The sequence below is a fragment of the Mycobacterium sp. genome, from assembly GCF_052143115.1.
Lineage (GTDB): Bacteria > Actinomycetota > Actinomycetes > Mycobacteriales > Mycobacteriaceae > Mycobacterium.
The window spans coordinates 1-11,578 of the sequence record NZ_JBKQTQ010000078.1; the positions used below are offsets into that span (position 1 = coordinate 1).

Annotated in this window: 11 protein-coding genes and 2 pseudogenes; 8 read left to right on the forward strand and 5 right to left on the reverse strand. The window is 65.7% G+C overall.

Features of this window, described 5'->3' with window-relative positions; genetic code table 11:
- The first annotated feature begins 300 nt into the window (after positions 1–300).
- The 5 genes and pseudogenes from ACLQI9_RS09135 (at position 301) to ACLQI9_RS09155 (ending at position 3,322) form a co-directional block, all read left to right on the forward strand.
- The gene (locus tag ACLQI9_RS09135) at positions 301–648 is read left to right on the forward strand and encodes a hypothetical protein (RefSeq protein WP_442379763.1); all 348 of its coding nucleotides are present in this window, start codon (positions 301–303) and stop codon (positions 646–648) included.
- Between the two features lie 242 nt (positions 649–890).
- A complete protein-coding gene (locus ACLQI9_RS09140) occupies positions 891–1,379 on the forward strand; it encodes a hypothetical protein (protein WP_442379765.1) in 489 nt (162 codons plus the stop codon).
- Complete coding sequence (locus ACLQI9_RS09145) at positions 1,376–2,299, forward strand: DUF2961 domain-containing protein (protein WP_442379767.1); 924 nt, start codon at positions 1,376–1,378, stop codon at positions 2,297–2,299. The genes ACLQI9_RS09140 and ACLQI9_RS09145 overlap by 4 nt, the downstream gene beginning before the upstream one ends.
- 193 nt (positions 2,300–2,492) lie before the next feature.
- Positions 2,493–2,748, forward strand: a pseudogene (locus tag ACLQI9_RS09150) (IS1634 family transposase); the annotation flags it as partial.
- Positions 2,749–3,103: 355 nt separating this feature from the next.
- Positions 3,104–3,322, forward strand: coding sequence for a hypothetical protein (locus tag ACLQI9_RS09155; RefSeq protein WP_442379768.1), 219 nt, complete (start codon positions 3,104–3,106; stop codon positions 3,320–3,322).
- A 177-nt stretch (positions 3,323–3,499) separates the two neighbouring features.
- On the opposite strand, the gene ACLQI9_RS09160 is transcribed toward ACLQI9_RS09155, so the two are convergent.
- From ACLQI9_RS09160 to ACLQI9_RS09170, 3 genes are read right to left on the reverse strand one after another with little or no spacing between them, the layout of a single operon-like run.
- Positions 3,500–4,666 carry a DUF4185 domain-containing protein gene (locus ACLQI9_RS09160; protein WP_442379770.1) on the reverse strand — a complete coding sequence of 389 codons (1,167 nt, stop codon included), beginning with the start codon at positions 4,664–4,666 and terminating at the stop codon, positions 3,500–3,502.
- Between the two features lie 7 nt (positions 4,667–4,673).
- A complete protein-coding gene (locus tag ACLQI9_RS09165) occupies positions 4,674–5,711 on the reverse strand; it encodes an aspartate-semialdehyde dehydrogenase (protein ID WP_442379772.1) in 1,038 nt (345 codons plus the stop codon).
- Positions 5,711–6,976 carry an aspartate kinase gene (locus tag ACLQI9_RS09170; RefSeq protein ID WP_442379774.1) on the reverse strand — a complete coding sequence of 422 codons (1,266 nt, stop codon included), beginning with the start codon at positions 6,974–6,976 and terminating at the stop codon, positions 5,711–5,713. The genes ACLQI9_RS09165 and ACLQI9_RS09170 overlap by 1 nt, the downstream gene beginning before the upstream one ends.
- Before the next feature lie 194 nt (positions 6,977–7,170).
- Between ACLQI9_RS09170 and ACLQI9_RS09175 the strand changes: the two genes are divergently transcribed.
- Positions 7,171–7,560, forward strand: coding sequence for a hypothetical protein (locus ACLQI9_RS09175; RefSeq protein ID WP_442379404.1), 390 nt, complete (start codon positions 7,171–7,173; stop codon positions 7,558–7,560).
- Between the two features lie 175 nt (positions 7,561–7,735).
- Positions 7,736–9,565 carry a 2-isopropylmalate synthase gene (leuA, locus tag ACLQI9_RS09180; RefSeq protein ID WP_442391531.1) on the forward strand — a complete coding sequence of 610 codons (1,830 nt, stop codon included), beginning with the start codon at positions 7,736–7,738 and terminating at the stop codon, positions 9,563–9,565.
- A 4-nt stretch (positions 9,566–9,569) separates the two neighbouring features.
- On the opposite strand, the gene ACLQI9_RS09185 is transcribed toward leuA, so the two are convergent.
- Together ACLQI9_RS09185 and ACLQI9_RS09190 are read right to left on the reverse strand one after the other, a co-directional pair.
- Positions 9,570–10,109 carry a hypothetical protein gene (locus tag ACLQI9_RS09185; RefSeq protein ID WP_442391533.1) on the reverse strand — a complete coding sequence of 180 codons (540 nt, stop codon included), beginning with the start codon at positions 10,107–10,109 and terminating at the stop codon, positions 9,570–9,572.
- Between the two features lie 79 nt (positions 10,110–10,188).
- On the reverse strand, positions 10,189–11,196 hold the full coding sequence (locus ACLQI9_RS09190; RefSeq protein WP_442379409.1) for a DEDDh family exonuclease: 1,008 nt from the start codon (positions 11,194–11,196) through the stop codon (positions 10,189–10,191).
- Between the two features lie 227 nt (positions 11,197–11,423).
- Between ACLQI9_RS09190 and ACLQI9_RS09195 the strand changes: the two are divergent.
- Positions 11,424–11,578: pseudogene (locus ACLQI9_RS09195) on the forward strand (DUF1727 domain-containing protein); the annotation flags it as partial.

The window sequence follows — 11,578 nt, forward strand, 5'->3', positions numbered from 1 at the left end:
GGCAACGTCTCACCCAGCGTGCGCTCCATCTCGCGAATCGCATCACCCCGCCGCCACATCGCCCAAATCAGCGCTTGCTGCTCGACGTCAAACCCAACCGGACCCACACCCATCCCGACCTCCACCAGCACATCATCATCGGCCTGCAGTGATGCGCTGACTGGTTGAGCTCAAGACCACATTCGAGACAGACAGCCAGCCCTTATCCTGGTGGCGCATTTCCCAGGCCGCTGGATCTCAAAAGTTTCTCTCTGAAACCCGTCTCATCAACGGTATTCAACCATTTATGAGCCAGAGTGTTTGGACAGCCTGGTGCGGCGGCAGCTCGAGTGGGCGGCGTTTCCGGGGCTCGGTGGCTTGCTGCGCTTACGGACCGACCGCCGGGTTCAGGAAGCCGTATTTCAGCAAGATCCGGAGAACATGGTCAGTCTGGTTGCGTGCGTTCCGTTGCACATCGACGAACGAGATCATCTCTTTGATCAGCTTTGGCCATTCGAGGAGCTCGACATTGCGTTCATTGGCATAGGCTTCAACATCGCCACGCTGCCGGTCGCTGATTGGCGGGACAACGAGGACGTGCTTGAGCGCCCGGTTCCCAATAAGTTCTTTCACAGCATTCGTGGCGGGCGGGCAGGTGAAGTTCAGTAGCTGCGGCCAGGAACTCCAGTGGCTCATGGTGACTCGTTCGTTGTGCCAAGCCCTTGACCTCACACACCTCTACCTGCGATGCATAGATTGGGTTCGATTGGCAGCTAGCCCTGAAGCCGGTGGCTCGGATTGCCGGTCCGCTCAACGGAACGCACCCTTGCGCAGACCAGACGGATCGGCGCAATGAGGTCTTGCTGGTTGTAATGTGGCGGGTCCGTGGGGTTGCCTATAAGGAGCTGGACATGGCCGATATTGGGCCATCAACGCCGTTACCGGGTAGTGAACGGCCCCGCCCCGCCACTCACCCGTATGTGGGACCCGCTGACCCGGACAAGCTTATCGGCGTGACCGTCGTCGTTCGCCCCCGGCCCGGGTCGCCACCCCTACCGGATCTCCAGCAGTGGCACGATACTCCGCTGCGCGAGCGGCGAGCGTTGTCCCGCGACGAATACGCACGTGTTCACAGGGCGGCGCAGGCCGACCTGACCGCAGTGGGCGCGTTCGCCGCCGTTCATGGGCTGCGCACCGTCGACTTCCGGCGGGACCCGAAGACGTTCGAGGTCACCGCGGACGGCCCCACCGAGACGGTGTCGTTGCGTTGCAACCGCGAGGTGCTGTCCGCGCTGATCCGGCTGTGCCAGGACGCGATCCGCGAGGCCGACCTGTGCCGGCCACCGGACGAGTACCCGGTCACCGTGCGGCGCATTGACCCTGCGGCGGTGACGGCATGAGTACGGGCCCGCTGGCCGGCCTGGGCACCAGCAAGCTCTATCAGTCCTCGCTGGAACGGCAAACGGTCACCTCCGGTGACGATTTGGTGCTGGCCGACATCACCGGCGATTCGGGGTGTGTCCGGTCGGTGTGGATGGCCGTCGGGGTCGGCAACAACCCGACCCTGGACGCGCGGCTCCAGGTCTTCTACGACGGCCTGACAACGCCGGGCCTGGACATGGACCTGGGGACGCTGCTGGCCACGCACTGGCAGGGCCAGGGCCACTCTCTCGACCTTGACCACCTCCACGTGGAGATGGACATCAGCAACTACGAGCTGGCGTTCCTGTTCACGTTCCCGATGCCCTTCGGCTCCGCGGCCAAGGTGGTGTACCACTACCCGGCGGGCTACATCGAGATCGCCTTGGTGTTCTCCATGGTGACGTACACGCTGGGGGATGCCGATCCGGGGATGCGGCTGCGCAGCCAGGGCTACCGGTACGCCGACCAGAAGGTGACCCGCGCGGCCGGGGACGTGAACACGCTGATGCAGATCACCAACCCCGGGCCCGGCTCGGTGGTGTACACGTCTTATGTGGGTGGCGTGGACACCACGAACTCGAATCTGACGTGGCTCGAACGGGACTTCGCGTTCTACATCGACGGCGAAATCACGCCCTCGATCCGCACCACGGGGACGGAGGATACGTTCGACAGCGGCTGGTACTTCAACGGTGCCGCCAACCAGACCCTCGGCCGCCACTCGTTCATCGGCACCTGCCAGCCGCCTGTCCAGCCCTACTGCGCGGCGATGGCCACCGACTGGTGGGGCAAGTGGGGTGGCATCCCATTCAGCTCCACGTGCACGGTGCAGATCCTCACCGAGGAGGCGGTGACAACCGGCGACACGTTCTGCGGATGCACTCTCTACTACCACTAACGCGGCAGGCGACCCCCGGGCGTTCTCACGCTGGGGAGGTCGCTGCGCGGCTCTGGTCGGCTACGTCATCTACGTCAGCACCGACGATCAACACATCCATGAGCTGGGGTGGGACGCTGGCGGCTGGCACCCGCGCGACCTGACCACCGCGGCCAACCCGCCGCCAATGATCTCGGAGGCCAACCAGACCGCCCTGCAGGCCCGGCCGGTCTACCACACCGGCGACTCGATCGAAGCGCACACTGAGCATCGTGTTCGCCGCCCTGGCCGTCAGCCACTGGATCGAACACCAAACCGGCTGGAGCATCAAGAAATTCGTCCGCACCGCACGCCGCTACCGCACCGTCATGATCCAAGCCGGACGACAAACACTCACCGCCGCCGAACCCGTACCCGACGACCTCGCCGAAGCCCTCGCCAAGGTCAACTCACCCATCAGTGCGCACTAGCCTGATAAAAGTCAGGTCACCAACGACGGCACCGGTCACGGCATGTTCGTCAGCATCGAAAACGTGAACTCGTTCTAACGAACGACACAGCTCCAAGCCCTAGTTAGGTAGGGAGCTTGGAAACCGTCGCGCAGATTAACCGCCACACGCTCGACGCCCGGCGGACAACCCGTGGGCCCATGACCTTCGTACGTGGCCTGGGAGATGGCTGCTGCACAGTAAGCGATGTGTCGTAACCTGCTCAGCGCGGATATCCGGCGGTCTCGATACATCACTTCCCCGAACGGACTTGAACGGTGCAGCACGTGCACGATCGGATCGAAACCTCACGTCTCATCACGGCTAGCATGATGCGGTGATCGAACGACTCGACGCCGGCCAGGAGCTTGAGGTTCGTGCTGGATACCGGGAGACCTATTCAGCGCCGAGCCACGGTGCGGCAATTGAAGCCCTGTATGTGAGGTTCACTGAGAAGTTCGGCGTCTCGCGGGAGACGCTTCGGCATGTCGTCACTCTGGAGCTCGCCGAGAACAAGAAGCAGTACAACCGGAAAGGCTGCAACACGAAAAGCTAGGAAAGCCAGAGCAAAAGATCCCAGCGCCCAACTGCTGAGGCCGGTGTGCTGCCCTACCCTCACCACGTACTCGCACCTGTGGCCGGACGCCAACGACCGCACCCGCAGGGCTGCCGGGGAGCTGCTGGAGGCGTCTCTAGGGGCAGCTGCGGACCCACTGCGGACTGAGAGCAAGCTTTAAGGCTCTGACCAGGGTTTGAATGGGTTGACGGCGAATTGGATTACCCGATAGGGCGCTCGTGCCCGGGGATCGGTGTTATGCCACTGGCTGACGAACACCCGCAACTCGTCCAGCGTCGACCCCGGGGAGATGTACCCGCCGTATGGCTGGGCGAGTCGGTTGTCCTCCGGCGGCGGCAGGCTTTCCGCAGGATGGGGCCAGTCGTCGTGCTGCACCACGGTCGTCACCGGCGCGGTGCCCAGCGACGTCGGGTCGTCTGCCACCCGGACTTCCATATTTCCGGTGCTGGCGTTGAAATACGACAGCACCGCCTTGCCGTCGATCTGCTTGAAACTCATCTCACCAACCAAGTCGTCCCACAACGGGGCTGGCGGCTTGTTCCAACCGCCACCCGGACCAGACGCCCAGCCCTGCCACCGCGACCGGTCGCCGAAATTCTCTGGTGCGACCCGGTACAGCACTGCCGGTTGGCTGCGGTCGAAGTTGTCGGCGACGATGTACACCCACCCGGTCGGCGACTCTGCTGTCGGTATCGGGTCGTAGTAGCCACTGATCTGTGACTGCTGGCCGCCCGCATAGCCGGCCTCCCGTACCGAGCCCGGAAGAGTCTGCCAAAACCCATGTGTTGGCTCGGCTTTCACCAGCCGTGAGTTCTGCGGGACCAGTTCTTTGGTGGTGGTGACCAACAGGTAGCTCCGCCGGTTGATCTGCACCACACCCGCCGGCAACTGCGATGCGCCCACCGGCGTCGGGTCGGCCAGCAGCGGCTCCGTTAAACCGGTAACCCCCGTGTAGCGGACGCCGGCTGGGTCGTCGACCGATGACGTGTCTACCCGCAAGGCGACCGGCGAGTAGTAGCCGCCGAAGCCGACCCCCTGGCCGGCGAAGCTGTCGCCGCAGACCTGAACGACGTCGGTGGGAAACTCCATGAACACGCACAAGTCGGTGGCGCCGATGCCGTAGTCGCGGGTGGGCGTGCCGGTCCCTGCGGTGGGACCGATCCGCATCACCTGACCGGGCGCCAGCGGCTGCAGGACCGGCTCTGGCATCGGAGCCGGAGGATCGGCATATGCGGGCGAAAAGTCTTGCTGGGCAAGCAGACACGCGATGTAGGCAGCCATCAGCGAGCAGCGCGCGAACCGGCGGGAGTCGGCAGGGCTCACCCGCGGGTCACAGTTCGGCGGCCAGCAGCTCGGCGATCTGGATGGTGTTCAATGCCGCGCCCTTGCGCAGATTGTCGCTTGCGACGAACAACGCCAGGCCGCGCCCGTCCGGCACACCCGGGTCCTGGCGAATCCGGCCGACCAGCGATTCGTCGACGCCGGCGGCAGCCAGCGGCGTCGGCACGTCAACCACCTTCACGCCGGGTGCGCCGTCGAGGAGTTCACGGGCGCGCTGCGGTGAAAGTGGTTGGGCGAACTCGGCATTGATCGACAGCGAGTGGCCGGTGAACACCGGAACCCGCACGCAGGTGCCGCTGACCAGCAAGTCCGGGATACCCAGGATTTTGCGGCTTTCGTGGCGCAGCTTCTGGTCCTCGTCGGTTTCGCCGGAGCCGTCGTCGACCAGCTTTCCGGCCAGCGGAACGATGTTGAATGCGATGGGCGCGACGTAGGCCTTCGGCTCCGGGAACTGCAGCGCGCTGCCGTCGTGCACCAGCTGCTCGGCGTCGTCGATCACCGCGCGGGCCTGGGTCGCGAGCTCCTCGACGCCGGCCAGTCCGGTGCCGGACACGGCTTGATAGCTCGAAACCACCAGCCGCACCAGCTGCGCCTCGTCGTGCAGCACCTTGAGCACCGGCATCGCGGCCATCGTGGTGCAGTTCGGGTTGGCGATGATGCCCTTCGGCCGGGTCCGCGCGTCAGCGAAATTCACCTCGGAGACCACCAGCGGCACGTCCGCGTCCTTGCGCCAGGCCGACGAGTTGTCGATCACCGTCACCCCGGCGGCGGCAAACCGCGGCGCGTGTACCCGCGACATCGTCGCGCCGGCGGAGAACAGCGCCACATCCAGACCCGCGGGGTCGGCCGTTTCTGCGTCTTCGACTTCGATTTCCTGGCCGCGGAAAGTTAGCTTGCGGCCCAGCGAGCGGGCCGAGGCGAAGAACCGCACGCTGCTGGCCGGGAAATCACGCTCGTCGAGCAGCGCGCGCATCACCTGGCCCACCTGGCCGGTGGCGCCGACAACCCCGATCGATAAGCCACTCATCAGCGACCCGTTCCGGCGTACACCGTCGCTGCCTCGTCGCCGCCGAGCCCAAACGCCTCGTGCAGCGCGACGACAGCCTTGTCCAGCTCGGTATCCCGGCACAGCACCGAGATCCGGATCTCCGACGTGGAGATCAAGTCGATGTTGACGCCGACACCGGCCAGCGCCTCGCAGAACGTGGCAGTGACCCCCGGATGGCTACGCATGCCAGCGCCGATCAGCGACACCTTGCCGATGTGGTCGTCGTAAAGCACTTGGGCGAAACCGATCTCGTCTTTGAGCGAGTCCAGCTTCTCCACCGCGACCCGGCCGCTGTCGCGGGGGCAGGTGAACGTGATGTCGGTCTTGCCGTTTTCGATCTTGGAGACGTTCTGCAGCACCATGTCGATGTTGACGTCGGCGTCGGCGACCGCGCGAAACACCTTGGCCGCGTAGCCCGGGTAGTCCGGGATGCCGACGATGGTCACCTTGGCCTCGCTGCGATCGTGTGCGACGCCGGTCAGAATGGGGTCTTCCATGGGAATGTCCTTGATCGATCCGGTAACGACGGTGCCCGGCTTGTCGGAGTACGACGAACGCACGTGCACCGGAATGTTGTAGCGGCGGGCATATTCCACACAGCGCAGCATCAGCACCTTCGCGCCGCACGCCGCCATCTCGAGCATCTCTTCGAAGGTGACGGTGTCCAGGTGGCGGGCGTTGAGGACGATCCGCGGGTCCGCGCTGAAGATGCCGTCCACGTCGGTGTAGATCTCGCAGACGTCGGCGTTCAGCGCGGCGGCCAGCGCGACGGCGGTGGTGTCCGAGCCGCCGCGGCCCAGGGTGGTGACGTCTCTGGTGTCCTGGCTGACCCCCTGGAATCCGGCGACCAGCACGATCAGCCCCTCGTCCAGCGCAGACTGCAGCCGGGTCGGGGTGACATCGATGATCTTCGCCCTACCGTGGGCGCCGGTGGTGATGACACCGGCCTGCGAGCCGGTGAACGAGCGGGCGTGCGCGCCCGATGATTCGATGGCCATCGCCACCAGCGCGTTGGAAATGCGCTCGCCGGCGGTCAGCAGCATGTCCAGCTCGCGGGCGGGCGGCGCCGGGCACACCTGCTGGGCCAACTCCAGCAGACCGTCGGTGGTGTCGCCCATCGCCGAGACCACCACGACGACATCGTTGCCCTGCTTTTTGGCCTCGACGATGCGTTCGGCGACACGGCGGATCCGTTCGGCGTCGGCCACCGAAGATCCGCCGTACTTTTGCACGACGAGCGCCACGTCGATCCTTCCGGCCCCGGGGAGTTCCCTGCGCGTTGCGAGGTTCAGGTCGAAAAACAGGATACGTGGATCGACAGGGCGACGATGCGGGCCGGGCAATCCTTCGAACAGCTGATGCTCGGTCGGTATTTGATATCCAATAAGGACCGGCGCACGACCGGTGGTGGACGTGTGGTGAGGAAGGGGTCGTCGGGATGGCCAGTGATGCCAGGGTGTTATGGGGTACCGAACCAGACGAGGATGACTATCCGGCGGCGGCGGACTACCTCGCGCTGCTCGCCACACCCGGGCAGATCAACGAAATCGTGACGGCGCTGAAGAAGGCCCCGATCGTGTACAAGAAGGCCAAGGATCTGCTGCGGGCATCACGCCTGGCGCTGCTGCCCGTCGACAATCCGCATGTCGCTGCGGATCTGGCGAAGATCAAAAAAGGCAGGAAGCTATCACCGATTCTGCTGGTCCGCGGAGACCTGGCCAACGATGTGGCGTTGCAGATTGCCGACGGCTACCACCGGGTGTGCGCCAGCTATCACACCGACGAAAACACCGACATCCCGGTCAAGATCGTCCCGGCCGGGGACTAACGGCCTGGGGTTTTGGGCATTTGCGCGGGCGCGGTAAAGTACACAACGTGCAGCGGGTGCTCCTTCTCGGACGCCGCGGCGGGGCCTGATCTAGACCGGCCTCCCGTCGCGGGTGTTCGCGACGCGCCGGTCGCCGCCGTTGAGGCGCCCCTTCTCATTTCCCGGAGCAATCACTGTGACTAGCTTCTCTCGACCGTCTGAAGACTCCCCCGACATATTCAGGTCCGCTCGAACGATCACTAAACCCGCCGGCCAACCCAACACCGGCCAACCGGCATGGAACACCCAGCGCGGGTCGTCGATGCCGATCGGCCGGTACCGACCCTTCGCCGAGGAGGTCGAGCCCGTTCGGCTGGCCGACCGTACCTGGCCGGATAGGGTGATCACCCGCGCGCCGTTGTGGTGTGCGGTGGATCTGCGTGACGGCAACCAAGCGCTGATCGACCCGATGAGCCCGGCGCGCAAGCGCCGCATGTTCGACCTGCTGGTCCGGATGGGCTACAAGGAGATCGAGGTCGGGTTCCCGTCGGCCAGCCAGACCGACTTCGACTTCGTCCGCGAGATCATCACCCAGGACGCCGTCCCCGACGACGTCACCATCCAGGTGCTGACCCAGTGTCGTCCGGAGTTGATCGAACGCACGTTCCAAGCCTGCGAAGGCGCACACCGGGCCATCGTGCACTTCTACAACTCGACGTCGATCCTGCAGCGCCGCGTGGTCTTCCGCGCCGACCGGGCCGCGGTCCGGGCCATCGCGACCGACGGTGCCCGCAAGTGCGTCGAGGAGGCCGCCAAGTACCCAGGCACGCACTGGCGGTTCGAGTACTCACCGGAGTCCTACACCGGGACCGAACTGGAATACGCCCAGCAGGTCTGCGACGCCGTCGGCGACATCATCGAGCCGACGCCGGACGATCCGATCATCTTCAACCTGCCCGCCACCGTGGAGATGGCCACGCCCAACGTCTACGCCGACTCGATCGAGTGGATGCACCGCAACCTGGCCCGGCGGGATGCCGTCATCCTCAGCCTGCATCCGCACAACGACCGCGGAACAGCCGTCGCCGCAGCCGAATTGGGATATCAGGCCGGCGCCGACCGGATCGAGGGCTGCCTGTTCGGCAACGGTGAGCGCACCGGGAACGTCTGCCTGGTGACGCTGGGCCTGAACCTGTTCTCCCGTGGTGTGGACCCGCAGATCGACTTCTCCAACATCGACGAGATCCGCCGCACGGTGGAGTACTGCAACCAGCTGCCGGTTCACGAGCGTCACCCCTACGGCGGCGACTTGGTCTACACCGCGTTCTCCGGCAGCCACCAGGACGCCATCAACAAGGGCCTGGACTCGATGAAGGTTGCCGCAGATGAGGCCGACGCCGACGTCGACGACATGCTCTGGCAGGTGCCGTATCTGCCGATCGATCCGCGCGACGTCGGGCGCACCTACGAGGCGGTGATCCGAGTCAATTCGCAGTCCGGCAAGGGCGGGGTGGCCTACATCATGAAGGCCGATCACGGCCTGGCCCTGCCGCGCCGGCTGCAGATCGAGTTCTCCGGCGTGATCCAAAAGATCGCAGAGGGCACGGCCGGCGAGGGCGGTGAAGTCTCCCCCAAGGCGATGTGGGAGGCGTTCTCCGAGGAGTACCTGGCGCCGGTGCGGCCGCTGGAGCGGATGAAGCAGCGGGTCGAGGCATCCGACCAGGATGGCGGCGCGACCACGATAGCCGCGACCGTCAAGATCGACGGGGTGGAGACCGAGATCAGCGGTTCCGGCAACGGCCCGCTCGCCGCTTTTGTCGACGCGCTGGGCACCGCCGGGTTGGACGTGGCCGTGCTGGATTACTCAGAGCACGCGATGAGCGCCGGAGACGACGCTCAGGCGGCGGCCTACGTGGAAGCCTCGGTGGGCGGCAGGACGGTGTGGGGCGTCGGGATCGCGCCGTCGATCACCACCGCGTCGCTGCGTGCCGTGGTGTCGGCGGTGAACAGGGCCGCACGCAATTGAGGCGTCAGGCCGAGATCTTGGCCAGGAGCATCCCCGCCAAGGTCTGGGCCTGCACGCAGCTGTCGGCCGCGACGGTGAGATAGATCCAGCCCTTGAGCACGTCGACGGTTGCCGGAGGCGTCACAAAGCAGAACGCCTGGTCGCCGAGTCCCGGGATGTTTTGGACTTGGCCGGCGGTCTGCTTATTGGTGGCGAATCCCTTCGACTGCGAGTCGAGGCACTGCTGGTTGGCGGGCTGGCCGTCGACGCAGTACAGGTCGTTGTAATACAGCTTGAAGCTGACGTCGTTGCCCGCCGACGGCACGGCATTACACTGCGCTTCACTTGCGGACTGTGTGCCCTGCGGCGCTGGAAACGCCCTGCCCATCACTTCACTGATGTCGGCTCCGCTCACCAAGCCACAGAAGTTCGCAGGAACGTGCACATTGCCGCTCTTTGCCGCTGAGCCGTCGCTGCTGCCGCCGTGTGAACCGCCGCCGCACGCCGCCGTGATAACCGCGGCAGCCACCACCGCCGTCCACGCCAACGTCGTTTTCGCGTTCATCCCATAGCTGTTGATGCTGTTCAACATAATCGTCGGCGACGATGCGGGACGCGCAGCATCCCGAGGAGGATCCGGGCAATCAGAACAAGGCGAACTGCTCGCCCGCGCGCGCCGAGTCGACGAAGTCCTCGACACCGGTGCCACTGACCACAGTCGCGACGGAATCCATGAACTTCGCGTCGGAAACCACCGGCACACCCAACTCGCAAGCCAGGTAGCCCTTGCCGTGCGCCGGACGGGATTCGTTGCAGATCACGAGTGAGGTTTCCCGGTCGACGGCATCGGCGTAGGCCAACCCGGCGTGCAGGATCCGCTCGACCAGCTCGTCGTGAGTCCGTTCGACCTCGGCCGCCAGCGCGACGCGCATGCCCTGCACCAGCGGCCTGCCACGGACGTACGGGCCCGGGTTGAGGTACGGGCATGGCATCCGGGAGGCCAGCATCTTCAACGGCCGAAGCTCGTCGTGGGTAACCCTGCCGCTGGGCCAGCGCCGACGGGTGACCGGCCGCACGGGCAGCCAGACGTCGCGCTCGCGGGCCCGCTGCAGCGCGGCAGCCAGCACGTCGGTCAGCACGACGGCGTCATCGAACGCGTCGTGCGGTCGCCGCTGGGTCACTCCCCAATGCGCGGCCAACGTTTCCAACCGCAGGTTGTCGATGCCCAGTTCCAGCCGCCGCGACAGCTCGACCGTGCACATGACGGTGTCGATCGGCAGCTCGACGTCGGCCATCTCGGCCTCCGCCGTGAGGAACGCATAGTCGAACGCAACGTTGTGCGCGACCAGCGTGCGGTCGCGAACCAACTCCACGACATCGCCGACGATTTCGGCGAATTGCGGCTGGTCCTCGAGCATCGCGGCGGTCAGGCCGTGCACGTGGGTGGGGCCGGGATCCACCCCCGGATTGAGCAGGCTGACCACGGATTGCTCGACTTGGCCGTGGCTGTCGAGGGCCAGCACCGCGATGCTGATGACGCGGGCGTTGCCCGGTCGGAAGCCGGAGGTTTCGACGTCGATGACGGCCCATCCGGCCCCGGGCTCTGTGGCCGGCCGACCCCAGATCGTCGTCGTCGGGATTGCCACCGGCATGTCGGGCATAAGTGGAGGATGGCACGCCGAACCGACATCACCGGGTCGCTGCGTGCCGTGTCGCGCAGTTGACCCGACGAGGCCGAGATTGCGATCGCCTTTAAACCGACCAGGCCGACCCGCTGCGCTCGGAAAAGCGCCGAGCTTGCGATCGCCCTCAAACCGACCAGGCCGACCCGCTGCGCTCGGAAAAGCGCCGAGCTTGCGATCGCCCTTAAACTGCGCGGGTGATCACCGCCCGAGGACGCCTGGCCTTGGCCGCCGGATCCGGCGCGCGATGGGCCTCACGGGTGACCGGCCGGGGGGCGGGCGCGATGATCGGCGGCCTGGTGGCCATGACGCTGGACCGTTCGATCCTGCGTCAGCTCGGCACCGGTCGGCG